Origin of the sequence: Mesorhizobium sp. M0518 (assembly GCF_040321125.1) — a bacterium.
Taxonomy (GTDB): domain Bacteria; phylum Pseudomonadota; class Alphaproteobacteria; order Rhizobiales; family Rhizobiaceae; genus Mesorhizobium.
This window is the reverse complement of sequence record NZ_JAMYQY010000009.1, coordinates 81,836-106,745: the sequence shown is the minus strand read 5'-3', so window position 1 is coordinate 106,745 and position 24,910 is coordinate 81,836. Positions and strand designations below refer to the sequence as shown.

The 24,910-nt window shown below is 62.6% G+C and carries 22 protein-coding genes and 1 pseudogene; 12 read left to right on the top strand and 11 right to left on the bottom strand.

Translation table 11 applies throughout. From position 1 onward, the window contains the following. Positions 1-149: 149 nt before the first annotated feature. On the bottom strand, positions 150-1,070 hold the full coding sequence (gene ypfJ, locus NKI66_RS15145) for a KPN_02809 family neutral zinc metallopeptidase (protein WP_023809690.1): 921 nt from the start codon (positions 1,068-1,070) through the stop codon (positions 150-152). 188 nt (positions 1,071-1,258) lie between these two features. Here ypfJ and NKI66_RS15140 point away from each other — a divergent pair, with 188 nt between their 5' ends. Continuing rightward, positions 1,259-3,358 (top strand): hypothetical protein, encoded by a 2,100-nt coding sequence (locus tag NKI66_RS15140; RefSeq protein WP_031212682.1) that lies wholly within the window; start codon positions 1,259-1,261, stop codon positions 3,356-3,358. A gap of 83 nt (positions 3,359-3,441) precedes the next feature. Here NKI66_RS15140 and NKI66_RS15135 read toward each other — a convergent pair whose 3' ends face one another. Both NKI66_RS15135 and mntR read right to left on the bottom strand, forming a co-directional pair. After that, positions 3,442-3,630, bottom strand: coding sequence for a hypothetical protein (locus NKI66_RS15135; protein WP_023809692.1), 189 nt, complete (start codon positions 3,628-3,630; stop codon positions 3,442-3,444). 97 nt (positions 3,631-3,727) lie between these two features. Then, the gene (mntR, locus tag NKI66_RS15130; protein ID WP_023809693.1) at positions 3,728-4,180 is read right to left on the bottom strand and encodes a manganese-binding transcriptional regulator MntR; all 453 of its coding nucleotides are present in this window, start codon (positions 4,178-4,180) and stop codon (positions 3,728-3,730) included. A 234-nt stretch (positions 4,181-4,414) separates the two neighbouring features. Here mntR and NKI66_RS15125 point away from each other — a divergent pair, with 234 nt between their 5' ends. The 3 genes from NKI66_RS15125 (at position 4,415) to NKI66_RS15115 (ending at position 7,468) form a co-directional block, all read left to right on the top strand. After that, positions 4,415-5,779 carry an Nramp family divalent metal transporter gene (locus tag NKI66_RS15125; RefSeq protein WP_023809694.1) on the top strand — a complete coding sequence of 455 codons (1,365 nt, stop codon included), beginning with the start codon at positions 4,415-4,417 and terminating at the stop codon, positions 5,777-5,779. 87 nt (positions 5,780-5,866) lie between these two features. After that, a complete protein-coding gene (locus tag NKI66_RS15120; RefSeq protein WP_023809695.1) occupies positions 5,867-6,709 on the top strand; it encodes a protein-L-isoaspartate O-methyltransferase family protein in 843 nt (280 codons plus the stop codon). A 108-nt stretch (positions 6,710-6,817) separates the two neighbouring features. Beyond that, positions 6,818-7,468 carry a dihydrofolate reductase family protein gene (locus NKI66_RS15115; RefSeq protein WP_023809696.1) on the top strand — a complete coding sequence of 217 codons (651 nt, stop codon included), beginning with the start codon at positions 6,818-6,820 and terminating at the stop codon, positions 7,466-7,468. 71 nt (positions 7,469-7,539) lie between these two features. Here NKI66_RS15115 and NKI66_RS15110 read toward each other — a convergent pair whose 3' ends face one another. Then, on the bottom strand, positions 7,540-8,409 hold the full coding sequence (locus tag NKI66_RS15110) for a LysR substrate-binding domain-containing protein (RefSeq protein ID WP_352752202.1): 870 nt from the start codon (positions 8,407-8,409) through the stop codon (positions 7,540-7,542). Between the two features lie 96 nt (positions 8,410-8,505). Here NKI66_RS15110 and NKI66_RS15105 point away from each other — a divergent pair, with 96 nt between their 5' ends. Together NKI66_RS15105 and NKI66_RS15100 are read left to right on the top strand one after the other, a co-directional pair. Then, positions 8,506-9,105: a LysE family translocator gene (locus NKI66_RS15105; protein ID WP_023809698.1), complete on the top strand. Its 600-nt coding sequence runs from the start codon at positions 8,506-8,508 to the stop codon at positions 9,103-9,105. A gap of 351 nt (positions 9,106-9,456) precedes the next feature. Then, a pseudogene (locus NKI66_RS15100) lies at positions 9,457-10,395 on the top strand (IS110 family RNA-guided transposase). Positions 10,396-10,468: 73 nt separating this feature from the next. Here NKI66_RS15100 and NKI66_RS15095 read toward each other — a convergent pair. After that, positions 10,469-11,263 (bottom strand): SDR family NAD(P)-dependent oxidoreductase, encoded by a 795-nt coding sequence (locus NKI66_RS15095; RefSeq protein ID WP_128305500.1) that lies wholly within the window; start codon positions 11,261-11,263, stop codon positions 10,469-10,471. A 208-nt stretch (positions 11,264-11,471) separates the two neighbouring features. Here NKI66_RS15095 and NKI66_RS15090 point away from each other — a divergent pair, with 208 nt between their 5' ends. Continuing rightward, positions 11,472-11,927 (top strand): MarR family winged helix-turn-helix transcriptional regulator, encoded by a 456-nt coding sequence (locus NKI66_RS15090; protein ID WP_352752100.1) that lies wholly within the window; start codon positions 11,472-11,474, stop codon positions 11,925-11,927. Between the two features lie 24 nt (positions 11,928-11,951). On the opposite strand, the gene NKI66_RS15085 is transcribed toward NKI66_RS15090, so the two are convergent. Then, positions 11,952-13,130, bottom strand: coding sequence for an MFS transporter (locus NKI66_RS15085; protein WP_023809702.1), 1,179 nt, complete (start codon positions 13,128-13,130; stop codon positions 11,952-11,954). A 199-nt stretch (positions 13,131-13,329) separates the two neighbouring features. Here NKI66_RS15085 and NKI66_RS15080 point away from each other — a divergent pair, with 199 nt between their 5' ends. The 4 genes from NKI66_RS15080 (at position 13,330) to carB (ending at position 19,365) form a co-directional block, all read left to right on the top strand. Next, positions 13,330-13,686 carry an ArsR/SmtB family transcription factor gene (locus NKI66_RS15080; protein ID WP_352440434.1) on the top strand — a complete coding sequence of 119 codons (357 nt, stop codon included), beginning with the start codon at positions 13,330-13,332 and terminating at the stop codon, positions 13,684-13,686. Between the two features lie 76 nt (positions 13,687-13,762). Beyond that, positions 13,763-14,527: a metallophosphoesterase family protein gene (locus NKI66_RS15075; RefSeq protein ID WP_352752097.1), complete on the top strand. Its 765-nt coding sequence runs from the start codon at positions 13,763-13,765 to the stop codon at positions 14,525-14,527. A 170-nt stretch (positions 14,528-14,697) separates the two neighbouring features. Further along, positions 14,698-15,597: an SH3 domain-containing protein gene (locus NKI66_RS15070; protein ID WP_352752095.1), complete on the top strand. Its 900-nt coding sequence runs from the start codon at positions 14,698-14,700 to the stop codon at positions 15,595-15,597. Positions 15,598-15,867: 270 nt separating this feature from the next. Then, entirely contained in the window at positions 15,868-19,365 is a 3,498-nt protein-coding gene (gene carB, locus NKI66_RS15065) for a carbamoyl-phosphate synthase large subunit (protein WP_352752093.1), read from the top strand. 33 nt (positions 19,366-19,398) lie between these two features. On the opposite strand, the gene NKI66_RS15060 is transcribed toward carB, so the two are convergent. The 4 genes from NKI66_RS15060 to NKI66_RS15045 all read right to left on the bottom strand — a co-directional run bounded on the left by NKI66_RS15060 (position 19,399) and on the right by NKI66_RS15045 (position 23,309). Beyond that, entirely contained in the window at positions 19,399-21,381 is a 1,983-nt protein-coding gene (locus NKI66_RS15060; protein WP_352752091.1) for an ATP-binding protein, read from the bottom strand. A 342-nt stretch (positions 21,382-21,723) separates the two neighbouring features. Beyond that, entirely contained in the window at positions 21,724-22,116 is a 393-nt protein-coding gene (locus NKI66_RS15055) for a RidA family protein (RefSeq protein WP_023809708.1), read from the bottom strand. A 347-nt stretch (positions 22,117-22,463) separates the two neighbouring features. Further along, positions 22,464-22,925, bottom strand: coding sequence for a DUF6644 family protein (locus NKI66_RS15050; RefSeq protein WP_023809709.1), 462 nt, complete (start codon positions 22,923-22,925; stop codon positions 22,464-22,466). Continuing rightward, entirely contained in the window at positions 22,926-23,309 is a 384-nt protein-coding gene (locus tag NKI66_RS15045) for a DUF6152 family protein (protein WP_023809710.1), read from the bottom strand. It abuts the gene before it with no gap. 211 nt (positions 23,310-23,520) lie between these two features. On the opposite strand from NKI66_RS15045, the gene NKI66_RS15040 reads away from it, so the two are divergent. Then, the gene (locus NKI66_RS15040) at positions 23,521-23,841 is read left to right on the top strand and encodes a DUF1476 domain-containing protein (RefSeq protein WP_023809711.1); all 321 of its coding nucleotides are present in this window, start codon (positions 23,521-23,523) and stop codon (positions 23,839-23,841) included. Between the two features lie 343 nt (positions 23,842-24,184). On the opposite strand, the gene NKI66_RS15035 is transcribed toward NKI66_RS15040, so the two are convergent. After that, positions 24,185-24,739 carry a DUF4142 domain-containing protein gene (locus NKI66_RS15035; RefSeq protein WP_023809712.1) on the bottom strand — a complete coding sequence of 185 codons (555 nt, stop codon included), beginning with the start codon at positions 24,737-24,739 and terminating at the stop codon, positions 24,185-24,187. Positions 24,740-24,910 lie beyond the last annotated feature (171 nt).

The following is a 24,910-nucleotide window of genomic DNA, read 5'->3' as shown; positions in this document are numbered from 1 at the left end:
ATCAAGCTCCTCTGCTCGCCCTCAGGCGCAGGCGGACGCACTTATAGGCGAGCCCGCCGCAAGGAACAATGTGAGAACAGGCTGATTCTATTCATCCTGACACCCCCTGACGGCAGCATCGCCGGCAGGTGAAGCTCGAAAACGGTCTGTCAGATCGGCCCACTCAGCGTGTTGCACTCCGACAGCTTGCCGCTCTTGTAACCACGCGCCAGCCAGGTCTGCCGCTGCTGCGAGGTGCCGTGGTTGAAGCTTTCCGGCACAACATAGCCTTGCGTCTTCTTCTGCAGCGTGTCGTCGCCGATCTGCTTGGCGGCGTTCAGTGCGCTCTCGATGTCGCCCTGCTCCAATATGCCTTTCTGCCCGGTGTAATGCGCCCACACGCCGGCAAAGCAGTCGGCCTGAAGCTCGATTCGCACCGACATCTGGTTGGCTTCGACCTCGCCCATGCTTTGCCGCATCTGGTTGAACTTGGACATGATGCCGGTCAGGTTCTGCACGTGGTGGCCGACCTCATGCGCAATCACATAGGCGCGGGCGAATTCGCCCGAGGCGCCGAACTGCTGGTCGAGCTGCTGGAAGAAGGTCATGTCGAGATAGACCTTGTGGTCGCCGGGACAATAGAACGGTCCGGCCGCCGCGGAAGCGAAGCCGCAGGCCGAGCGGACCTGGCCGGAAAACAGCACCAGTTTCGGATCCTCGTAGGTTAGGCCCTGAGATTTGAAGATGCCGGACCAGGTGTCCTCGGTCTCGGCCAGCACGGTGGCCACGAACTGCTTCATCTCGTCATTGGCCGGTGTGGCACCGTTGTCCTGTCCGCTGTTGTCGGTGATCTGGCCGCCGCCGCCCGGCAGCAGGCCGCCGTCGCCGCCACCTAGGATCGTCGACGGATCGAAGCCGAAATACCATCCGGCCAGCACCACCAGGATGACGAGGAAGATGCTGCCGCCGCCACCGGTGCGGCCGCCGATCGGAATGCGGAACTGGCCACCGCCGCCGCCGAGTCCGCCACCGCCGCTGTCGCTGCGGTCGTCCTCGATATTGTCACTCTGACGACGGCCCTTCCAGAGCATGGCAACTCCTCGTGCAGCAACTTCCCCGTTGTTCCGGGGCAACAAACAATTATCCCAATGGTTGCGCCAAGTCACAGCATTTTTCGATGGCCTTTTTGGCCATACGGGTCGCCTTGCGGCCAAGCTCGTTGCGGCGAGCGGCTCGGCGTTGCAATCGTCCCCATGGCCGAGACTATCGAAGACCGTTAATGTCCGTTTCTCTGGGAAGCGAGGGGCGCTTGCGGACGATCGGCCAATTCCTGCTGTTGCTGACGGCATTGACTTGTTTCGGCATCGGGTCCGCCCGTGCCGCCACGCTCGATTCCAGCGTTGCCGTCACCGATCCCGCCACCTTGCAGGCGCTGGAGCGTGGTGGCCTGTCGATCAGCCGCCTGCTGGGCCCGGCACTCGGCCTCACCCGCGAGGTCGACAATCGCGGCCTGTTTTCGGTGCCGGCGCTGGCCACGGTGCGCGACACAGTCAAGCGGCAGATAGCCGACGAGCCGAAGACCAGCCCCGATCCCTATGTTGCTGCCATGGCGAAGTCGAAGGACACCAGCCAGAAATTCAATCCGAAATACATCGATGACGACGGCTCGACGCTGGACCTGACCGGCGTCGTCAACCGCATGGACCGCGGCTATCTCGGCCACACCGAATGCGGCGAAATCCGGCTGATCTACCGTTTCCACTATTCGGTCGCGGAAAAGCCTGTGAAGGGAAAGGCGGGCCAGCGCATTTCCTCGCGCCTGCCGCTGACCATGAGCCTGGTGTTCAACGCCAAACCCAGGCAGGCACAAGCGCGCGCCTCGAAGGACCTGCCAAGCGCCACTGACGTGTCCTGCGCCGATGTTGCCCAGCGCTGGCTGGCAGCTGGAAAAAAAGACCTGCCACCCGACCAGCTTGCCGCCTGGCTGCGCTCCGACGAAGGGCCGCTGTCAGGCACCATGCTGAATTCGTCGCAGATCATGCGGCTCGAACTCAACATGCAGGTGCTCAGGCTGTCGGCCTCGACGCGGCGCGATTTCGGCGGCCATGCCGAATATCTCCTGAAGATCTTCAAATGGGATCCGGCTGCGTCCAGCTTCTATGAAGCGAAGATGGAAAACCAGATCGACCGCGCCATTGTGCTGGCCGACAAGCCGTCCTTCGCCAAATGGCTGCTCACCGACCGCAACATCTACGACCTCGACCATGGCCGGCTGGTGATCGACGAAAAGTTCCTGGCCAGGAGCGCCGTCTCCGTCGCCCCCGGCGGTCTCAGCCGGTCGCAGAACAACATCGTCTACGGGCTGGTCGACGACGCGGACATCGACAAGGCGCTGAAGAACTATATCGCCAGGGGCAACACACTCTCGACCATCAAGTCGGTGGCCGGCTTCAACTTGCGGCTCAACGAGATGAGCTGCACCGGCTGCCATCAGACGCGTGGCATTGCCGGTTTCCACTACACCGGCGCAGATCCGGTGAGCGAGCCGCGCCGCAACGCCGTCTTCGTGCCGGGCTCGGCCGTGTTCTTCGCCGACCTGCCGCGCCGCCGCGCCATCGTCGAGCAGTTCGCCGCCGGCAGTCAGCTAGACTTTACGCGCAGCTTCGCCGCCCGTCCGGACGCCAGATATGCCGAGGCGCTGAAAGACACCGACCTCTACAATGGCTGGGGCTCGATCTGCTATCGCGGCGAGGATGCAAGTTTCAAGGACTGGAGCTGCGGTGCGGGCCTGCGCTGCGCCGGTGTCCACGAAAGCGCCTTCCATCCAGGCTTCGGCACCTGCGTCAGCGAAGCAGGCACGGTGGTCGGCGACCCCGTCGAGTTCGGCGAGATCAAGATGTCGAGCTGGGGCAGCGACCAGTATTGCCGCCTGTCGCCGGCCACCGCCAAGGCCTGCGCCATCGACTCCGCGAAGGACAAGAAGCCGCTGGTCAAACTCGCCGGCTATGGCGCCGCGCGCCAGCGCTACGACAATCCGCAGCAGAAGACCGGCGGCTTTCCCGGTGGCATGCTGCGCAAGGCAAGCTGCGACAAGCTTCCCGACGAAGCAACGTGCGGGCGTCTGGCCAAGACCGGCTTCAACGACTGCATCGCGTCGGGCAAGGACCACAAATTCTGCACGAAGGAATTTACCAAGACCGCCGGCCTACGAGCCTGCGACAAGGCGCATCCCTGCCGCGAGGACTACATCTGCACCGCAGGCTATGACGATCTGGCGGAAGCGAAAGCTGGCAAAGGCACCTGCATTCCGCCCTATTTCATCTTCCAGTTCCGCGTCGACGGCCACCCGCGCAGCTGGGTGCAGGACGTCCGCGAGTGAGGGAACGGTTTGTTGAAAGCGCCGCCACCACGTTCCGGCAGACGGCGTTCGCCCAGAACAGCTGACGTCAACCTGACAGACGTCTAATCTTCCTGCTTGGCGCCGGCGCTCTTGCCGTCGGAGCTCTTCGAACGTTCCTCGAAACGCGCCGCGCCCTTTTTCAGCGAATGGTGGGTTTCGGCCTCGGTTTTGCGCTCATCGCTTGCCGCCGCCTGTGTCAGTCCCTCGGCAGCCTGCTTGCCCTTTGCGGTCGGTGCCCGTTCAACGCCCATCGCTTCCTCCCTTGCCGCGACATCGCGCGGTGTCAGCAGCAACGTGCGTGGCGTACGGCGGTTCCGGCGGCTCAGGAAATCCAGCGGCGGGTTCGGCTCAACGCGTCGCCGTCATCGCCTTGCGAAACGCTTCCAGCGTCTCGACGCTGACATGGTGCTCGATGCCTTCGGCGTCGATGCGCGCCGTCTCGGCGCTGACACCGAGCGAGCGCAAAAAGGCTTCCACCGTCTGGTGGCGGATGCGGCTCTCCTCGGCGACCTTGCGGCCGGCATCGGTCAGGAAAACGCCGCGATAGGGCTTTCGCGACACCAGCCCGTCGGCGCACAGCCTGGTCAGCATCTTGGCCACCGTCGGCTGGGCAACGCCAAGGCGTGCGGCAATGTCGACCTGGCGCGCCTCGTTGCCGTCCTCGATCAGATCGGCGATCAGCTCGACATAATCCTCGACCAGCGCGCTGCGGCGCGCTTCGCGCTGCTGCCGGAATCCCTCCGAATGAATTTCGGCGTCGAGCAGCGGCTCACGCGGGACTGGTCTGTTCTTCGGCGCCAATATGCGCTCCTCCCGAGGCTATCACCCGTCCACGCTTTCATAGCACGGGCTCTGATTCTTCAGGCCGTTTATTTGCATTCCGCCACAGGTGCAACCAGCGCTTCCGATTGCCGTTTCACCCGATGACCGCCAGCCGCCTAAAAGCAACGACAATGAAATATAGCATATTGCATAATGTTGAGCCATGGCATAGCTTGAGGCAACATCGTCCAGTCTCGCGGAAAGCCCTCCTTCATGTCTGAAGCCGAAGCCACAGCCTCCCGTTCCTCATGGCGGTTCGCCAGGCCCGACGAGGACGAGCAGCCCAGCCTGCGCGAAGTCAATTCCACAATCGCCGTGCCAAGCTCGGGCGTCTGGTTCCGTCGCCTGTTCGCCTTCATGGGTCCCGGCTACATGGTCTCGGTCGGCTATATGGACCCGGGCAACTGGGCGACGGATCTCGCCGGCGGTGCGCAGTTCGGCTACACGCTGCTGTTCATCATCATGCTGTCCAACCTGATGGCGATCCTTTTGCAGGCGCTGGCGGCACGGCTCGGCATCGCCACCGGCCGCGACCTCGCCCAGGCCTGCCGCGCCTACTATCCCCGTCCAGTCAATTTCGTGCTGTGGATCGCCTGCGAACTGGCCATCATCGCCTGCGATCTGGCCGAAGTCATCGGCACGGCGATCGCGCTGCAACTTCTGTTCGGCATTCCGCTGATCGGCGGCGCCATGCTGACGGCGCTCGATGCCTTCCTCGTGCTGCTGTTGATGAACAAGGGCTTCCGCTATCTCGAAGCCTTCGTCATCGCGCTTTTGATCATCATCTTCAGCTGCTTCGCCATCCAGATCTTCGTCGCCGCCCCGCCGGCCGGCTCGATCCTGCATGCCATGTTCGTGCCGTCGTCGGAAATCGTCACCAATCCGGCGATGCTCTACATCGCCATCGGCATCATCGGCGCCACCGTCATGCCGCACAATCTCTATCTGCACTCTTCGATCGTGCAGACCCGCGCCTATGAACGCACCGACAAGGGCAAGCGCGATGCCATCAAATGGGCAACGACGGACTCGACCATCGCCCTGATGCTGGCGCTGTTCGTCAACGCCTCGATCCTCATCGTGTCGGCGGTCGCCTTCCATAACACCGGCCATCAGGACGTTGCCGAGATCGGCCAAGCCTTCGAGCTGCTGTCGCCGCTGCTCGGCCTCGGCATCGCCTCGATCCTGTTCGCGGTGGCGCTGCTGGCTTCCGGCCTCAACTCCACGGTGACGGCGACGCTTGCTGGCCAGATCATCATGGAAGGCTTTCTGCGCCTGCGCATCCCCAACTGGGCACGTCGGCTTCTGACGCGCGGCCTCGCCATCATCCCGGTGGTGGTCGTCACCGCGCTCTATGGCGAAAAGGGCACCGGCCAGCTGCTGGTGTTCAGCCAGGTGATCCTGTCGATGCAGTTGCCTTTCGCAGTCGTCCCGCTGGTGCAATTCGTCTCCGACAAGAAGAAGATGGGCAATCTCGCCATTCCGCGCGGCGTCGCCGCCCTTGCCTGGGTGGTCGCCGCAGTCATCCTGGGGCTCAACTTCAAGCTGCTCTACGACACCCTGTTCGGGATCGGCTAAGCTCCGCCTCGCCGGGAAATCGACTACCCTCTGCGCAGAGGGTAGCCTCGCGACAAATTGGCAATCCGCGCTATGTTGTCCCGCAGCATGGCCCGGATCGAAGACATCAGGAAATTCTACGCGCGGCTGCTGGTCGCCAATGCCGGCTCGCCCGACCCACGCCTGGAAGCGGCTTTCGCCGAGGTGCCACGCGAAGCGTTTCTCGGTCCCGGGCCGTGGACGGTCATCGCCGGCAACGGCAAGGTCACGACGCCGAGCGCCGACCCGGCTCATATCTATCAGAACGTGCTGGTGACGCTCGACGACGACAAGGGCATCAACAATGGCGAGCCCTTCCTGCACGCCATGTGGATCGGAAAGCTTGCGCCTAAACCTGGTGAGGCCGTCACTCATATCGGCGCCGGCACCGGCTACTACACCGCCGTGCTGGCCAGGCTGGTTTTACCAGGCGGCACCGTCACCGGCTTCGAACTCGACGAAAAACTGGCCGATCTGGCGCGCAAAAATCTCGAAGCATATGGCAATGCAACGGTCGTCCATGGCGATGCGGTGACGACGCCCCTGCCGCCATCCGACATCATCTATGTCAATGCTGGCGTCGCAGCGCCACCAGCAGGGTGGCTGAAGGCGCTGCGACCTGGCGGCCGCATGATCTTCCCCTGGCGCCCGGCCGAGCGCGTCCCACTGGCGGTGATGGTGATCCGCACGCAAAAAGGCTTCGCCTGCGATCCGTTCATGCGATCGTGGTTCATTCCCTGTGTCGGCGCCTCGCTCGCAGACTCAGCGTCGAGGATCCCGACGCGCGAGCAGGCCGCGCGCAGCCGCTCGATCTGGCTGGTCCAGGACAGGGCACCGGACGACACCGCCACCGCCATATCGGGCGATGTCTGGTTCTCGTCGGAAGATCTCCACCCCGGGCCTCGCAAATGATGGTGGTTTGCCAAAATTTCATATGTCCTGTCGGACCGGTGGCTCGTCGCCCGTCCTTGGGCTGAAGTCCGGCCACGACGGCGTGGATCGAAGAACGGGAGCATTGGAATGAGAAAGATCATCTCTGCGACATTCGTCAGCCTTGACGGCGTCATGCAGGCACCCGGCGGCCCGGAAGAGGATCCGGCCGGCGGCTTCAAGTTCGGCGGCTGGACCTTCCATTACGTTGACGAGGCGGGGGCCGCGGCGATGGATGAACTGTTCTCCAAGCCTTTCGCCCTGCTGCTCGGCCGCAGAACCTACGACATCTTCGCCGCCTACTGGCCGTATCAGAAAGATCCGATCGCGGATGCCTTCAACCCCGCGACCAAATATGTGGCGACGCATCGGCCTGACACCCTCACCTGGCAGAACACGCAAGCGCTCGGAGCCGATATCATCGCGACGTTGCGCCGCCTCAAGCAGGAGGATGGGCCGGACCTGCTCATCCAGGGATCTGGCGATCTGATCCAGACTTTGCTCGCCAACGGGCTGATCGACGAAATTCGGCTGATGATCTTCCCGCTATTGCTGGGCAAGGGCAAGCGGCTGTTCGGCGACAGCGCGATGCCGGCCGCCTTCAAGCTCATCAAGTCGCAGGCAACCAGCACCGGCGTCATCATGGCGACCTACGAACGATCGGGCGAGATCAAGGTTGGGTCGTTTGTCACAGGGGAGCCGTCCGACGCCGAGCTCGAACGGCGCAAGAACTGGAAGTAGCAGGACGGCCTTTGCACCCTTTCCTCTCCCCCGATCGACGGGGTAGAGGAACCCAAGTTCTGAGAAGTCTCTCAAGCCGCCACCGGCCGTCGTGCCAGCCCATCGCGGATATGGCGTGCGAATTCCTGCGCCGCCGGCCCTACCCCATGCCTCGGCAGATGCAGGTTGATGGCAAAATTCGGCAGTGGCGGCAGGCCGGACTCCGGTGGCAATATGTCGAGATCCGCCGGAACCGTGGAGGCTAGCCAGGCGGTGACGGCGAGGTCGGAGCGCACCGTCGCCGTCGTCGCGTCGATGTTGCCGTTTTCGAACACGGTGCGCCACTCCAGCCCGTGCTCGCCGAGCGCCGCCAGCACCGCCGGGCGGAAGGCGCAGGTGTCGGCGACGATCGAAACCGGCAGCGGCCGCCTGGCGCGGGCAACGCCGCCCTTGGCGCCGACCCAGACCAGCCGGTCGATTGCAAGGCACTCACCGGCCGACGGGCCGACGCGTTCCTCGATCACCGCAAGGTCGATGGTCCCGGCCGCAAGGGCGGCATCCAATTCCGGCGACGAGGCGCAGACCAGCGATATCTCGACCTGCGGATAGGTCTCGGCATAGGTCTTCAGCACCGGCGCCAGCAAGGTGCCGACAAGGTCGTAGGGCACGCCGAGCCGCACCTGGCCGGCTACCGATGTCCCAGCCATCTCGGCCCAGATCTCGTCATTCAAGGCCAGCAACCGCTTGCCCCTGCCGAACAGCTGTTCACCGGCGCGCGTCAGCCGCAAGCCACGCCGGTCGCGCCTAAACAGGCTCGAGCCAAACGCCTCCTCCAGCCGTTTGACCTGCTGGCTGACAGCACCTTGCGTCAGGTGCAGCGCATTGGCCGCGGCCGTCATGCTGGCCTTGTCGGCGACGGTGATGAAGGTGCGGATCAGCGCCATGTCGAGATTTCGGATCATGGCTGGCATTATCCATCCTAATGCCGACCATGGCAAACATTGCATTTACTGAAGTTCGCGCGCAGCTACGATCGCAGCCCTGACAGAGGACGCCGCATGCTCGAGCCCATTCTCCCGCTCATCCTGTTTGCCATCGTCGCCACCACCACGCCCGGCATCGCCACAACCCTGTCTACGGCGTCCGGCGCCCAGTTCGGGTTTCGCCGTTCCGTGCCTCTGCTGGTCGGCAGCGCCGCCGGCCTCGCCACGGTGACGGGTGCCGCCGCCGCCGGGCTCGCCGGTCTGCTGCTTGCCATGCCTTCGCTGCAACTGGCCATGAAGGTCATCGGCTCGCTCTATCTCCTCTGGCTGGCGATCAAGATCGGCCGCAGCGGACCGCCCAATCTGGATGTGAGCATGGCCAGGCCGAACAGCTTTCTCGGCGGCGCCGGCATTCAATGGATGAACCCGAAGGGCTGGGCGATGGGGCTGGGCGCCGCGGCCTCGTTCGCGGCGCTGGCCAGCGGGCCGATGCAGCTCGCGCTGCTGCTCGGCGCCACTTTCGGCCTCGCGGCGGCCGCCTCGCTGTCGCTGTGGTGCGTGGCCGGAATGGTGCTGGCGCGGCTGCTCAAGACCGAATGGCAATGGCGCGCGCTCAACATCGTGCTGGCGCTGGTGCTGGCCGCCTCGATCATTCCGATGTGGCGGACGGCGTAAAGCGCGGCCTTGCAGAACCTGGGTTCCTCGCCCTCGCAACGCGGGGGAGAGGTGGCCGCGAAGCGGTCGGAGAGGGGGCTTCGTAGGGCGGATACTTCTTGAAACTTGATCTCCGTCGAGCCAGTCCCCCTCTCCGTCTCGGCTTCGCCGAGCCACCTTGTATCTACACGAGAGAGATTTCGTGGGATTAGAGCGATTGAGCCAAGGTCCGGGCGGCCGCCCGGACCTTGGCTTGGCGAAGTCGCCCGTACCACCTGAGGTTACAACCGCGGGAGAGCTTGGGATCTTCGCCTTCGTCACGCACGACCGAACAGTCGCTTGGTTCCAACCGTACGCACAAGGCAGGTTACCGTGAACAGGATTATTTGTGGAGTTGATGTTTCGAAAGATTGGCTGGACGCGCATGTCCGGCCTGGCGGAGCGGCAGCGCGCTTCGCCAACGATGCGGCGGGGATTGCAGCTCTTTGGCTGTTCTGCCGCAGCCATGGCGCAGCCCTTGCGGTGATGGAGGCATCGGGCGGCTATGAACGGCTGGGGTTCATGCTCTTGTGGGCGCACGGCATGCCGTGCGGCGTGGTCAATGCCAAGAGCGTGCGCCGTTTCGCCGAGGCGATGGGCTATCTGGAGAAGACCGACAGGATCGACGCCGCTGTCATCGCCCATTACGGCGCAGTCAAGAACACGGTGCCGACGCCACCGCCAAGCGCTGCCTAACAGCGGCTTACCGCGTTGGTTGGCCGGCTTTGCCAGATTGTCGGCGATGCGACCATCAACAAGCAGCGTAGAAGTGCCGCATGCGACGCCGAGGTATGCGCCAGCATCGAGGCGACGCTGGCCTTCCTCAAGCGCGAGCAACGGCGCCTGGAAGGCGAGATTGCCTCGATGATCGATGACGATCCGCTGTGGGCCAGGCTGGAGCGAGCCTTTCGTTCGCTCAAGGGCGTAGCCGGACGCACTGTCGCCCGTCTGATGGCCGAACTGCCCGAGATCGGCCTCATCTCCAACAAGGCCATCGCCAAGCTGGCAGGCCTGGCTCCTTTCGCCAACGATAGCGGCAAGCGCACCGGCAACAGGCATGTGCGAGGCGGACGCGCCGGGCCGCGTGGCATCCTCTTCATCGTCGCAGCTATCGTGGCCAAATTCGATCCTCATCTCAAAGCTTTCGCTCAACGGTTGCAACAGGCGGGAAAGCCAAAAATGCTCATCCGCATCGCGCTCGCCAGAAAACTCCTGGTCATCCTCAATGCAAAAGCACGCGATGCGCGCAACGAGTTCGTAATTGCAACTTGACACCCCAGATAGTCGCTCTCCCCCACTCACGTGGGGGCGAGGAACCCAGTTTCTGCTATCGGCCTCGAAACCCTCAAGCCGCGTAGCGGGCCGCAGGCTTGTCGGCGTGCAGGCTGCCGTAGAAGGCCTGCCGGGCACCGAGGAAAATGTCCAGCTTGGCCGGCTCGGCGAGCGCCGGCACGGTGACGGCTTCACCCCTGGCAAGGCCGACAAGGGCCGCATCGACCATATCGTCGGCCGTCATGATGATTTCCTTCGGAAGCTGGTCGATATCGCTGCCGGCAAGCTCCCAGAAATCGGTCCGTGTCGCGCCCGGCAGCACCACCTGCACCTTCACCTCCGTACCCGCGACCTCGCGGTGCAGAGCCTCGGTGAAGTTGACGACATAGGCCTTGGTACCGCTGTAGATGCCGCCGAACGAGGTCTCATAGGCAAGCACCGAGGCGATGTTGACGACCGCACCTCGGTTGCGCGCCAAAAACCCCGGCAGCACGGCACGGGTCAGCCGCGTCAGGGCGATGACATTGACCTTGATCATGCGTTCGGCAGCGTCCGCATCGGCGGTTGCCACCACGGACTGGCCGCCAAGGCCGGCATTGTTGACCAGCAGCGTCACGCTGTCGTCGCTGGCGATCGCCTGCTCGACGCGGCGGACGTCGTCGTCGTTGGAGAGGTCGGCGCTGATCACGCTGACCTTGCGGCTATAGGTCTGGCGCAGCTTCCCGGCCAGTTCCTCCAGCCGGTCGGCGCGCCGCGCCACCAGCACCAGATCGTAGCCCTGCCCCGCCAGCCGGTCGGCATAGACCGCGCCGATGCCCGACGAAGCACCGGTGACGACCGCCGTGCCCTTGTTGCCCTGTCCACTCATTGTCCTGTTCCTTCTTCGACTGATCTGGTTCGCTTCGACTGATCCGGCGCCGTGGCATCTGCCGCGCTGCCGGAAAGCCGCTTGATTTGAATTAGTGGCATATGCCACTAATCGTGAAGTAGGCATATGCCACTATCTTGTCAATGATGCGGACGAGGATTATTTGAGGGGTGCAGCCGGGCCTCATTCGCCGGCGCCAAGGACCATCATGTCAAAGGACAGCTTGCCCGGCCTCACGCTCTGCAACAACGCCGCGCTGCGCCGTGCGGCGCGCAAGCTCGGCAAGTTTTATGATGATGTGGTGGAGCCGTCAGGCCTCAAGGCGACGCAGCAGGGCCTGCTCTACCAGATCCATATCGGCGCCGAGCCGGCGATGGGGGCTATCGCCACGTCGCTGATCATGGACCTGTCGGCGCTCGGCCATACGCTGAAACCACTGATCCGCGACGGCTATGTCGAGACTTTCGCCGATCCGGAGGACCGCCGCGTCAAGCGTGTGCGGCTGACGCCGCAAGGGTTGGCCAAGCTCGAGGCAGCGATGAAGCTGTGGCAAATCGCCCAGCAGCGTTTCGAGGATGTCGTCGGCAGGGACAAGGCTGAAAAGCTGCGCGGGGCGCTGGATGACATCGCCGCGCTGGATTTTGATCTGCCCCCGGCCAGCTGAGCCGGCCGACGGCTTTCAAAGAGATTACTCGGCAGGCATCGCCACGGGCCGAGCCGCCCAGCGGCCGGCCACCACGATGCCAAGCCCGACGATCGGGAAGATCGCGGCGACCATGCCGAGATCGGCCGGCGCGCCGTAGCGCAGCACGGCGCCACCGACCACGGCGCCCAGCGCCACGCCGAGATAGAGCGCCGAGGCATTGAGCGACAGCACGATCGGGGCGGCGTCGGGCGCCAGCTTGATGATGCGGCTGGCCTGCGCCGGCGGGAAGGCCCAGCCGACGATGCCCCACGGCACCATCATCGCCATCAGCGCCGGTCCGGCAATATGCGGCGGCAGAAAGGTCGGGATGACCGATAGCAGGACCAGCATGCCGGCACTCAGCGCCAGCGACCAGCCGACGGTGCGGGTCGCGCCGAACCGGTCGGCGGCCTGGCCGCCGCCAATGTTGCCGATGACGGCACCGACGCCGAAGGCGAGCAGCATACCGGGCAGCGCGATCTGGCTGAGACCGCCGCCCTCGATGGCAAGCGGCGCGACATAGGCAAAGACGGTGAAGGCGCCGATCAGCGCCAGCACTGTCGTCAACAGGATCGGCATCACGCCGGGACGCAGCGCTGCCGCCAGCCTGCGCTTCAAGGGCAACCTGGTGCCAACGATGCCCCGCGGCAGCCGGTACCACAGGATCGCGCCCGCAAGCGCGCCAAGGCCGGCGATGGCAAAAAAGGTGCCGCGCCAGCCGGCAACGGTGGCAACGAGCGCGCCCAGCGGCGCACCCAGGGCAACGGCCACCGTAGTGCCGCCAACGACGACGGCGATTGCACGCGCCCGGTGATGGTCATCGACCAGCGCCACCGCGGTGCCTTGCGCGGTTGCGGCGAACAGGCCCGACGACAGCGCCATGACGATGCGCGCGATCAGCAGCAGTTCGAAGGAGGAACTCAAGGCAGCGGCGATGTTGCCGAGCACGAAGAACACCAGCGTCCACAGGATGACGCGGCGCCGGTCCCATTCGCCTGTCAGCGTCGCCAGGATCGGCGTGCCGATCGCATAGGCGAGCGCAAAGGCGGTGATCAGCGTGCCGGCCAGCGGAATGGAGATGCCGGCATCCGCCGCGATGTCGGGCAGAAGGCTGGAGATGACGAAGCCTTCGGTCGAGATCGTAAACGATCCGAGCGCTAGCCAGAAAAGGCGCTTGTCCATGGCGGGATGTCCTTAGTTCAAAAGTTATTGAACAATTGGACATAATAGGGCATCATGTCAATGAAGCCAGGGAAAAATAGCTGAACCTTCCTGACAGCCCTGTGTCAGCACAGGTCGGCGCGAGACGGAGAAAGGCCGCGTGCGGGCCAACAATGATGGATGCGTTGAAATCGGACCCGACTGTGCTTAGTTTCGAGCCATGACCTTGCCACACCCCAATACGGACCAGATCAGCCTGCCGATCGTGCTTGGCGTGCTCGGCGATCCGACCCGGCTCGCCATCGTGCGCTATCTCGCCAGCAAGCAAGGCGTGCCGCTGAACTGCAGCCAGTTCCTGGATTTCGGCTCGAAGACCAATCTGAGCTACCACCTCGCCAAACTGCGCGAGGCCGGCGTCACCCGTGCCGAGGTGGTCGGCACCAACCGCATGATCACACTGCGCCGCGCCGATCTCGACGCCCGCTTCCCCGGCCTGCTCGACAGCGTCATCGCCGCCGCCGGCGACGATCCGGCAGTGCCGGCGGTCGGCGGCCACGACATCGAAATCCACGCCTGAACGCCGAAGAATTTGGGTTCCTCGCCTTACGGACGTGGGAAAAGGAAAAGCGGCGTCACACAGGAGCCTCCCGAAAATGCGCATCGCCGTCCTCGCCGATATCCACGGCAATGTGCTGGCGCTCGACGCCGTGCTTGACGATCTGAAGCGGCGCGGCGGCGCCGACCTGACCGTCAACCTGGGTGACAGCGTTTCCGGCCCGCTCTGGCCGCGCGAGACGTTTGCGCGGTTGGAGGCGCTGAACCTGCCGACAGTGCGCGGCAACCACGACCGCCGTGTCGCCGCCGACCCCGCTGATGACACCATGTGGCCCTCCGACGCCTATGCGCAGGAGCGGCTGACCGAGACGCAGCGCCAGATGCTTTTCGTCCAGCCGCTGACGCTGGAGATCGCACCCGGAATCATCGCTTTCCACGCCCGTCCCGACCATGACGAGAAATATCTCGCCGATACCATCGTCAATGGCCAGCTGGTGCGTGCGCCGCTGACGGCGATCCGGCGGCGGCTGAAGGCGCTCGACCCGGCTTGCCGCATCGCGCTGTGCGGCCACAGCCACCGCGCGGAACTGATCCGCGTCCCCGATGGTCCCGTCATTTTCAACCCGGGCAGCATCGGCTGCCCCGCCTATGACGATTCCACACCGCCGGCGCATGTCTCCGAGCAGGGCTCGCCGCATGCGCGCTACGGAATCGTCACCTTGGGCAGCAACGGCCAGTCCGACCGCTTCGAGGCCATCGCCGTCGACTACGACCACGAGGCGGCCGCCAGGCAAGCCGAACAGGCGGGCCGGCCGGAATGGGCTCACGCGCTCAGAACAGGGTTCATGCCCCTGCCCGGCTGAACGCTCTTGCGCGTTCACGCCCGTCCAGCTGAGCTGCCTCACGGCCTGGCGGTCCGGGTTGAGACCGGCGAAACGGCGAGCCGAATTTTCGGGCTTACATGGCGCCGCGTCGTCCCTTATAAAACCGGCCGGGCTGCGGCGGGCTCGATCCGCCGCGGCATGGCCAAACGATGAGGCGCACAGTTACGCTCCGAACAACCCTGCATGCGCTGATTGCTGCTCCGCTGTTGATGACGGCATGGCCGGTGATTGCCCCCGCTATGGCTGAAGAGATGGCCCAACAGGCGCCGGACCTCGTCATCTCCGTCGTCACCGGCCTGGCGCCGGACGACCTTCTCAAGGTCCGCACCACCGCATCGCCGGTCGCCACGGTCGAGGCGCGGCTGAGCAGCGGCGACATGGTCACCAATCTCGGCTGCAACGACATCAACGGCTACAAATGGTGCAAGATCGAGAGCACGGGCAAGGAGAAGCTGCGCGGCTGGGCGCCGGCGCGCTATCTCATTCCCCTCAATCCGGCCCCCTATGTCGAAGGCGAGACAAGACCGGCCGATGCGCCGGTGGTTGCCTCCACCGGCAGCGCCAATGAGGCCGGGCAGGCCTCGGCGCCGGATCAATCGCAGGCCACCAATAGCGCGCCGGTCGCACCGCCCGACCTGACAGCGCGGCTTGGCGGCGCCGGTCCGGCAGCCGAAAGCACGCCGAAATCGGCCGCGGAAATCGGCCGCGCCGCGATGCAGGATGCGTATGTACTGGCACTGGCGGCGCCTGACGTCCCGCTTGATTCCGCTCCGACGATGGCTTCTGGCCCCGAGATTCCCTGCGCCCGCTATGTCGGCCAGCCAATGGAGCGCTGCAAGGTCAGCGTGATGCACACCGCCGACAAGGTGAACATCACTGTGACCTGGCCCGATGGCGGCACGCGCATCATCTCCTTCCGTGCCGGCCAGCCGGCCGGTTCCAACGCGGACGGCAATTTCCGCTTCACTCGGGAGGGCAGCCTCAACATGATACGCATCGGCGAGGCCGAGCGGTTTGAGATTACGGATCAGCTGGCGCTGGGGAATTAAAATTTAGGGGAGTAAGGGAGTAGGGGAATAAGGGAGTATGTTTGGAATTCCCTCGAACGCACCCTATTCCCCTATTCCCCTATTCCCCTATTCCCCTATTCCCCTATTCCCCTATTCCCCTACTCCCCTACCTCGCATTTTCGGGGTTACATCAGTCAGAACTCTTCCCTATAAGGCCCTCCTAGCCTGATACCAGAATCGCGAGCACAACCGGCCGGGTCTTCCCGTCCCGGTTTTTTGTGCAAGCCGCCCGCCGAACGGACCTTTGACATGCCAAGACGCACTGACATCAAGTCGATCCTGATCATCGGGGCCGGCCCCATCGTCATCGGCCAGGCCTGCGAGTTCGACTATTCCGGCACCCAGGCCTGCAAGGCGCTGAAGGAGGAAGGCTTCCGCGTCATCCTGGTCAATTCCAACCCGGCCACCATCATGACCGATCCGGAACTGGCCGACGCCACCTATATCGAGCCGATCACGCCTGAAGTGGTCGCCAAGATCATCGCCAAGGAGCGGCCCGACGCGCTGCTGCCGACCATGGGCGGCCAGACCGCGCTCAACACCGCTCTGTCGCTGCGCCGCATGGGTGTGCTCGAGCGTTACAATGTCGAGATGATCGGCGCCGACGCCACGGCCATCGACAAGGCCGAGGACCGCGCGCTGTTTCGCGAGGCGATGAAGAAGATCGGGCTGGAAACGCCGAAGTCGATGCTGGCCAACGCCACCGACGTCAAGAACACCGACCGCAAGACGCATGAGGCCGAGCGCGCCGCCGTCAAGGCCGAGGCCCCGGCCGATCTCGACGCCGCGCTCGACGCGCTGGAAACCCGCTGGAACCTCGGCGAAGGCGACCGTAAGCAGCGCTACATCAGCCATGGCATGGCGATCGCCGCCCAGGCGCTCGACCATGTCGGCCTGCCCGCCATCATCCGCCCGTCCTTCACCATGGGCGGCACCGGCGGCGGCATCGCCTACAACCGCGCCGAATTCTACGAGATCGTCCAGTCCGGCCTCGACGCCTCGCCGACCACCGAAGTGCTGATCGAGGAGAGCGTGCTCGGCTGGAAGGAGTATGAGATGGAGGTCGTCCGCGACAAGGCGGACAATTGCATCATCGTCTGCTCGATCGAGAACATCGATCCGATGGGCGTGCATACGGGCGACTCGATCACCGTCGCTCCGGCCCTGACCTTGACCGACAAAGAATACCAGATGATGCGCAACGCCTCGATCGCGGTGCTGCGCGAGATCGGCGTCGAGACCGGCGGCTCCAACGTCCAGTTCGCCGTCAACCCGGCCGACGGCCGCCTGGTCGTCATCGAGATGAACCCGCGCGTCTCGCGCTCGTCGGCTCTGGCCTCGAAAGCGACCGGTTTCCCGATCGCCAAGATCGCGGCAAAGCTCGCCGTCGGCTACACGCTGGACGAGCTGGAGAACGACATCACCGGCGGCGCCACGCCGGCCTCGTTCGAGCCATCGATCGATTACGTCGTCACCAAGATCCCGCGTTTCGCCTTCGAGAAATTCCCCGGCGCCGAGCCCGTGCTGACCACCGCCATGAAGTCGGTCGGCGAAGTCATGGCCATCGGCCGCACTTTTCAGGAATCGCTGCAGAAGGCCCTGCGTGGCCTCGAAACCGGCCTGACCGGCCTCGACGAGATCGAGATCCCCGGCCTCGGCTACGGGGCCGCCAACCATGTCGACGACCGCAACGCCATCCGCGCCGCACTCGGCACGCCGACGCCCGACCGGCTGCGCATGGTGGCGCAGGCGATCCGCATGGGCACCTCGCTGGAAGACGTGCACGCAATGTGCAAGATCGACCCGTGGTTCCTCGAGCAGATCGCCGGCATCGTCGCCATGGAAGCACGCATCCGCGAGCACGGCATCCCGCAGGACGCCGTCAACCTGCGCATGCTGAAGGCGATGGGCTTCTCCGATGCGCGCCTCGCGTCACTGACGAAGACAGACGTGGAAGTGATTGCGAAGATTCGCGAAAAGCTCGACGTTCATCCGGTCTACAAGCGCATCGACACCTGCGCCGCCGAGTTCGCCTCGCCCACCGCCTACATGTACTCGACCTATGAGGTGCCGTTCGCAGGCAGCCTCGCCAACGAGGCGCAGGTGTCGTCGCGCAAGAAGGTCGTCATCCTCGGTGGCGGTCCGAACCGCATCGGCCAGGGCATCGAGTTCGACTATTGCTGCTGCCACGCCGCCTTCGCGCTGCGCGACGCCGGCTACGAAGCGATCATGATCAACTGCAATCCGGAGACGGTCTCCACCGACTACGACACGTCGGACCGGCTCTATTTCGAGCCGCTGACAGCGGAAGACGTGCTGGAGATCCTGCGCGCCGAGCAGGCCTCGGGCGAACTGGTCGGCGTCATCGTCCAGTTCGGCGGCCAGACGCCGCTGAAGCTCGCCGATGCGCTGGAGAAGGCCGGCATCCCGATCCTCGGCACCTCGCCCGACATGATCGATCTGGCCGAAGACCGCGACCGCTTCCAGAAGCTGCTGCACAAGCTCGGCCTCAGCCAGCCGAAGAACGGCATCGCCTATTCGGTCGAGCAGGCCCGCCTGGTTGCCGGCGAGCTCGGCTTCCCGCTGGTGGTGCGCCCGTCCTATGTGCTCGGCGGCCGCGCCATGCAGATCATCCATGACGAGGGCATGCTGCAGACCTATCTGCTCGACACCGTGCCTGGCCTAGTGCCGGAGGACATCAAGCAGAAGTACCCCAACGACAAGACCGGGCAGATCAACACGCTGCTGGGCAAGAACCCGCTGCTGTTCGACACCTATCTCAGTGGCGCCATCGAGGTCGATGTCGACTGCCTCTGCGACGGCAAGTCGACCTTCGTCTCCGGCATATTGGAGCACATCGAGGAGGCCGGCATCCATTCGGGCGACAGCGCCTGCTCGCTGCCGGTGCACTCGCTGCCTTCGGAACTGGTCGACGAGTTGGAGCGGCAGACGGCGGCGCTCGCCCGCGCGCTCAATGTCGGCGGCCTGATGAACGTGCAGTATGCGATCAAGGACGGCACGGTCTATGTGCTGGAGGTCAATCCGCGGGCGTCACGCACCGTGCCCTTCGTCGCCAAGACCATCGGCCGGCCGATCGCGAAAATTGCTGCCCGCATCATGGCCGGCGAAAAGCTGGAAGACGCTTTCGCCCATTACGGCGCCATGCCCGACCCCAGAAACCCCGGCCACATCGCGGTCAAGGAAGCCGTCTTCCCCTTCGCGCGCTTCCCCGGCGTCGACATATTGCTCGGGCCGGAAATGCGCTCGACCGGCGAGGTCATGGGCCTCGACCGCGACTTCGCGCTCGCCTTCGCCAAGAGCCAGCTGGGCGCAGGTGTTGATCTCCCCCGCTCCGGCACCCTGTTCGTCTCGGTGCGGGACGAGGACAAGAAAGGCATCCTGCCGGCGGTCAAGCGCCTCGCCGGCCTCGGCTTCAAGGTGCTGGCGACCTCCGGCACCGCCCGCTTCCTCGCCGAAAACGGCGTCGACGCCCAAAAAATCAACAAGGTGCTGGAAGGCCGCCCCCACATCGAAGACGCCATCCGCAACCGCCAGGTGCAGATCGTCTTCAACACGACGGACGGCCAGAAGGCGGTGTCGGACTCGAAGTCGCTGCGGCGCGCGACGCTGATGCAGAAGGTGCCGTATTATACGACGCTATCGGGAGCGGCCGCGGTGGCGGAAGCGATTGCGGCGCTGAAGGCGGGGAGCCTGGAGGTCAGGCCGCTTCAGGAGTATTTTGGCTGAACGATGTTCGCCGCAATTGGCCCTTACCATAGTTTATATCGATTGATCTCGATCTTCCTCCAAAAATTTCTCATAAACGCCAGTCCCAAATCCTGGCTTGCCTTCCTTCGACTCAAGGCTTTTCGACAGCAGAGCGCAGACGTGCTGGAGACAAATTATTGGAATTCTTGAGGTGTCATTTTCATCTCGCCAAATGTGTGTTCCACCATAGATTGGTCGAACGTCCTCCTTGTCGGCATAGCAATATTCGATAGACCCTCTGTTAACTCCAAGTGTCGGAAGTGTCCACACGACCGCCACGTCAATTTCCCTCGGGTTCTTCTTCTTACTCTCGAAATCGTCAATTAACGCAGAAAAGGCATATTTAAATTCAAGAACCTTACCAAGGCCATCAACAGTATTCTCAGCATCTCTGCGCGAAAGCGGATCGCTATACGAATCAGTGCTCTCACTGTGATTAATGTCAAGTAAGCCGTCATACCGCGCCGAGCCGGACAAAGCTCTAACTCGGTAGCCTTTCAGAAACTGCTTCGCTATCATCGCCCCAAACAAATATATGACATCGTTTTCACTATCGGGGTCTACTTCCAGTGGAGACGGTGATTCTGCAAGCTTGAATAAATGCCGGACAATCGATTGCTTAGACCGATTTTCCACACTCAGGAGCCAGTTCGATAGATCAGTGGCAATGTCTGGGCGATCCTTAATCCGCATGGCCCACCGAAATTCGCCCACGACCGTCATCATGCGAACTCCAATCTTCCTAACTACTTCGGTCACAGCCTCATTGGCCGGTATCTTTCTCCCAACGTCCAGTTCCAGCCTAGAAAAACCCATAACGCAATGAGCTTGGCGTCCAAGCCCTTGATTGGACGTCAAGTCGAAATCCAAGAAGCGCCCCTGAGGAACTCCGTCTACAGAAAGTTTGATGCCATACCTGATGGGCGCGGCTCGACATCCACTCCTGATATTTATTTCTTTAAGTATATCTGTAGAGTACGCAAAAAATATTTCAACAAAATCCAGATGCTCTTCAATGAACGCATCTTCCTCAGGCGTAAAATCAATCTTTGGATCAAGGCCCAATATCTGATCTTTTGTAAATAACTCACGTACCGCCTGGTATTTTCGATTGTGCTTCGTCTTAGAGTGGTCCGGTGTATTTTCAATATCTCTTACTGAATGCGCCACTTTCAAAACTTTGTGCGGGAAAGGGTACCCTAACTTTCTCTCTTGCGGACTCCAATCTCCCGTACGCCAAGTTGCAGAATGCACATCCCCATCCCCTTTATCCAGTACAAACTCAACCTCTACGTCTATTCCATTGAGAACCTGGGTTCGCCCCAGTGATGTACGGCAGCAGAGAAAAAATGCCCAATGCTCAATTTCAAGATTCGCGTCATCTTCCTTCCGAACCACGTATGTTAAACTGGAAGGCTTCCACGCCGGATCGAAATAGTAAACAACTGCTGTCCCGTGCCTGTCTGAATTGCGGTCAATAACTGCCTGAGGGGCGTCAAAATCTCCTGTTACGATCGGCAAAGGGGACGTGTCATTTAGTACCCACTGAAGTGATCCGATAATACCTGCTGCGCTTACCGTGCCCGTTGGATCAACTGTACGAAAGCTTATGCGGTTGGAAGCCGCGAAGAAAAACGACGCCCCCACTCCTTTGTAACCGACGGTCTTTCCCATTTTCTTCAAAGACGAGAAGCCGGGCGCCGTGAATTTCGCCGCAGTCTCAGGACTCATCCCAATACCATTGTCTTGGACTGCGAAATAATGAGATTCGTTGTTTCTTCTACCCAAAAATATTGTTATCTTTGGCGATTCATCCTTGTAAATTCCAATTTCGCTAGCGGTTCTAATCGCGTCTAAAGCATTTTGAATTATTTCGGTAAAAACATCAGCCTCATCCGCGTATGAAGTCAGCAGATTTCTAAGATCTCTTTTCTTAACAAGCCTATTCTCGTCTGGGCTCATCTGAGAGTTTAGCCCAAAAACATCAAGATTCACTAGTCGACCCCCCATCTGCGATGTATCTGGCAATTTAGTGCATTGACCATAGCGATTGCATCACGCAATCGCAATGTCGATTGGCCGCTCGCCTCATCACTCCAAGTTTATTATTTTGAGATCTGATCCGCTTCCCACTACTGCCCGGATAGGGCCCGATACTCGCGCAAAGAACGACCTATCGAACCCAGGCACATCCAGTCGACGTCAGAGCAAGAAATGATATCGACGGGCTGCGCATGGCCACTTCAAGGGAGAGCCATAGCAAAGACCGCGCAGTGGTCTAGCTTAGTAGCGTTCATCGCCGTCCTCGATCGGCATCAGTTCGACGGGGCACGAGACTCAAGCCACCGCCACACACTCAATCTCGATGTCAAACTCCATCGGCCACGACGCCACCGGCACAAAACTCCGCGCCGGCGGGTTGGTCGAAAAGTACCTGGCATAGACGCGGTTGATGGCGTTGTAGAAGCCGGAATTGACGGCGTAGATGCGCACCATCACCACATTGTCCAGCGAGGTGCCGGCCGCTTCCAGGCAATGTTTCAGCGCCTTCAGCGACGCCTCGGTCTGCGCCTCGATATCGCCGCGCACCATCTCGCCGGTCACCATGTCCACCGGCGGCGTCGCCGAGATGAACACGAAGCCGTTGGCCCTCACCGCAGTCGAACACGGCAGGCCGAGCGCCCGCACCTTCGCCGACATGACCGGCACTTCGATGATTTCTTTCTTCATGGTGGTTCTCCCTGAGTATGCAGCAGGCTGCCGCGTTAGCGCTAATGAAGAGCCCCCTAACCTTCCCAAGGGCAGGGCTATCGCATGTGGATTCTTGCGAAGAAGGACCCCCACCCTAACCCTCCCCACAAGGGGGAGGGAACGCTGCCGCGTGCCTTTAAATTCTTCTTCGGCGCCGAAAGACAGACGATTTGCCTAGGTCAGCGCCAACGGAAGTCTCCCTCCCCCTTGTGGGGAGGGGTTAGGGGTGGGGGTCCTCTTCGCAAAAAAACTGTAGGTGACAACCCAGGTGCTTCAGGGAGCTTATCCCTGCACTGGCGGAACGCCAGTGCAGGCGCTCGCTCTAATCAGAGAAAACCGATGAACCGTCCGGCGAAAAACACGGAAATCCACAGCAGAATCGAGAGCACGGCCAGGACGGTCCCACCTGCCGGCTCGTCGCTATCTGTTGCGCGGGAGAAGCGCATGAAGGCGAGGAAGTTGACGCCGGCAACAAGGATGAGTGTCATCTTGGCGAGGAAAATCGGCATTGCCGCATAGGTGCTCGCCTTGACCGAAAACAGCAGCGAGCCTGTGACAAGCGCACCCACGAATGCCGCCAAAGCGGTGCGGCGCAGCAGCGCGACGAACGCCGCTTGCGGCAGCGAGCGGAAAGCGCCGCAGATCCTGAGGTCCATGAGAACGACGCTGGTCAGCAGCGCGCCGATCGACATGATGTGGAGCGCATTGACCACGGGGTAGGCGACGAAGGACGCCTTCAGCCACCGCGCCAAAGCGAGTTGCTCGATGCCGGCGAGAAGCTCCGTCATCTAGGCCGGCGGCACGCGGTCGGGATAGACATCATAGGTCTTCCCGTTGACGATGAGGCGCACCGCCTTCATGCGCTTTTCGGTCGCCTCGAGCGAGCGGTTGCCGATCGCGGTCACCTCGTCGCCGACCTTGGCCACCTCCTCCGTGAAGCCGGCGGCGATCGTGCGGGACGGCGGCGCCATCTCCACCCGCCAGGCCTCGCCCTCGGCGTCGACATCCAGCGTGGCGTGCGGATTGCCGATATAGATGGCCGTGATCTTGCCCCTGAGTTCGAAAAACCCGTCCTGCGTCCACGACCAGCCATGATGGGCATAGGCCGCGGTGCCGGCTGCAAGGATCACGGCCGCCGTCAGCAAGACGCCGCGAATTCCGTTGAACTGCATCGCTCGTCTCCTCGGTTCATCCAGAGGCATTCGAGAGTAGGACACAGCACGGCGACGTCAAATCACATCGGGCGAAGACCACTGCCGCCAGGCGCCCGCTCAATCACCGGCGACCTTGCCTTGCTAATGACATCCATGCGCGCCACTCTCGCCTCTCCTGCCGTTCTTCCCCCAGGCTGAAGACCGGACTCACATCTAAACGAGGCAAACCATGAGCAGCATGAGAGACCGTCAGGAAGGCTTCGAAAAGAAGTTCGCGATGGACGAGGAAACGAAGTTTAGGGCCATGGCGCGCCGCAACAAGCTGCTCGGCCTGTGGGCCGCCGAAAAGCTCGGCAAATCCGGTGCGGATGCCGACGGCTATGCGAAGGAGGTCGTGCACGCGGACTTCGAAGAGGCCGGCGACAACGATGTGTTCCGCAAGGTCCGCGCTGATTTCGACGCGGCAGGCATCGCCCAGTCGGATGCCCAGATACGCACCGCCATGGAAGACCTGCTGGTGACCGCGGTCGAGCAGATCAAGTCGACCTGAGCAGCGCTCAGCCTTGATCGGTATAGGGCGTGCCGTCCTTGAGGCACAGGGCCACATTGTGGTGTTGGTTTGCCAAGCGGGCTGGCTTCCATGGTAGCGCTCTACGGCGCCCCCTCTGTCCTGCCGGACATCTCCCCCTCAAGGGGGATTGGCAGCTTTGGCGCCGGCCTTCATCTTGCAACGTTGAAAATTGGCGAAAACAGTGACGACGGCCAATCTCCCCACCTGTGGGGGTTGAGGAGTGGTCCGCGAAGCGGATGGAAAGCCAATTGCTTGGCTTTCCAAATAACGAACGTCCGGCAGGACAGAGGGGGGCGCCGTAGAGCGCCGACCTGAACCGCCCTCACCCCTGATGCGCGGCCGCCAGTTCCTTCACGTGCTTTTCGTGCATCTGCAGCGTCGGCAGCGTCTTCTTGGCGAATTCCTTCATCGCCGGGTCGTCGCCTGACTTTGCATAGCCGCTGAACAGCGCGACGGCTTCCTTGTGGGCGTTGGTCTGCATTTCGATGTATTTCGCCTGGAACTGATCGCCGCTGGCGCTCTTCAACTCATCGAGCATCTTCTGCTCCTTGGGCTGCAGGGCCGGACCGGACGGCGCTGTGGCCGAGGTTGTCTGGCCCTGGGCAAGCGCCGCCTTGAATTCCTCGCCGGCCTTGGTGTGATCGGAGATCATCTGTTTGGCGAACGCCTTGACGTCGGCGTCGGTCGCCTTCTGCTCGGCGAGCTTGCTGGACTCGATCTCGAACTCATTGGCGCTCGGCACCGTCTTGATGAAGGTCGAAGTGTCGACCTTCGTCGTCGTGGCGAGCGGCGTGGTCGTGGCGGTCGTGTTCGACTGGGCAAAGGCCGGCGCGCCGGCAAGCAATGCTGCTGCGGTCAGAATGGTAAGCGTTTTCATGGCATGTCTCCGGTTGAAATTGTCCCTCGGACAATCCAACGTCGCTTGGGCACTCCGGTTGCAGCTCATGAGGAAGAAGCCTGCGCACGTCGCCTCAATCGCCCCACCGATCCGTGCCTGACTCGAACGCTCGCCGATGCCCTCGTTCGAGCCAGCCATGGGACTCATGTT

What these genes read in the sequence shown, in the direction of transcription:
- ypfJ (WP_023809690.1), bottom strand. Translation starts at nt 1,070, where the DNA reads ATGCTCTGGAAGGGCCGTCGTCAGAGTGACAATATCGAGGACGACCGC.
- NKI66_RS15140 (WP_031212682.1), top strand. Translation starts at nt 1,259, where the DNA reads ATGTCCGTTTCTCTGGGAAGCGAGGGGCGCTTGCGGACGATCGGCCAA.
- NKI66_RS15135 (WP_023809692.1), bottom strand. Translation starts at nt 3,630, where the DNA reads ATGGGCGTTGAACGGGCACCGACCGCAAAGGGCAAGCAGGCTGCCGAG.
- NKI66_RS15125 (WP_023809694.1), top strand. Translation starts at nt 4,415, where the DNA reads ATGTCTGAAGCCGAAGCCACAGCCTCCCGTTCCTCATGGCGGTTCGCC.
- NKI66_RS15120 (WP_023809695.1), top strand. Translation starts at nt 5,867, where the DNA reads ATGGCCCGGATCGAAGACATCAGGAAATTCTACGCGCGGCTGCTGGTC.
- NKI66_RS15115 (WP_023809696.1), top strand. Translation starts at nt 6,818, where the DNA reads ATGAGAAAGATCATCTCTGCGACATTCGTCAGCCTTGACGGCGTCATG.
- NKI66_RS15110 (WP_352752202.1), bottom strand. Translation starts at nt 8,409, where the DNA reads ATGATCCGAAATCTCGACATGGCGCTGATCCGCACCTTCATCACCGTC.
- NKI66_RS15105 (WP_023809698.1), top strand. Translation starts at nt 8,506, where the DNA reads ATGCTCGAGCCCATTCTCCCGCTCATCCTGTTTGCCATCGTCGCCACC.
- NKI66_RS15095 (WP_128305500.1), bottom strand. Translation starts at nt 11,263, where the DNA reads ATGAGTGGACAGGGCAACAAGGGCACGGCGGTCGTCACCGGTGCTTCG.
- NKI66_RS15090 (WP_352752100.1), top strand. Translation starts at nt 11,472, where the DNA reads ATGTCAAAGGACAGCTTGCCCGGCCTCACGCTCTGCAACAACGCCGCG.
- NKI66_RS15085 (WP_023809702.1), bottom strand. Translation starts at nt 13,130, where the DNA reads ATGGACAAGCGCCTTTTCTGGCTAGCGCTCGGATCGTTTACGATCTCG.
- NKI66_RS15080 (WP_352440434.1), top strand. Translation starts at nt 13,330, where the DNA reads ATGACCTTGCCACACCCCAATACGGACCAGATCAGCCTGCCGATCGTG.
- NKI66_RS15075 (WP_352752097.1), top strand. Translation starts at nt 13,763, where the DNA reads ATGCGCATCGCCGTCCTCGCCGATATCCACGGCAATGTGCTGGCGCTC.
- NKI66_RS15070 (WP_352752095.1), top strand. Translation starts at nt 14,698, where the DNA reads ATGAGGCGCACAGTTACGCTCCGAACAACCCTGCATGCGCTGATTGCT.
- carB (WP_352752093.1), top strand. Translation starts at nt 15,868, where the DNA reads ATGCCAAGACGCACTGACATCAAGTCGATCCTGATCATCGGGGCCGGC.
- NKI66_RS15055 (WP_023809708.1), bottom strand. Translation starts at nt 22,116, where the DNA reads ATGAAGAAAGAAATCATCGAAGTGCCGGTCATGTCGGCGAAGGTGCGG.
- NKI66_RS15050 (WP_023809709.1), bottom strand. Translation starts at nt 22,925, where the DNA reads ATGACGGAGCTTCTCGCCGGCATCGAGCAACTCGCTTTGGCGCGGTGG.
- NKI66_RS15045 (WP_023809710.1), bottom strand. Translation starts at nt 23,309, where the DNA reads ATGCAGTTCAACGGAATTCGCGGCGTCTTGCTGACGGCGGCCGTGATC.
- NKI66_RS15040 (WP_023809711.1), top strand. Translation starts at nt 23,521, where the DNA reads ATGAGCAGCATGAGAGACCGTCAGGAAGGCTTCGAAAAGAAGTTCGCG.
- NKI66_RS15035 (WP_023809712.1), bottom strand. Translation starts at nt 24,739, where the DNA reads ATGAAAACGCTTACCATTCTGACCGCAGCAGCATTGCTTGCCGGCGCG.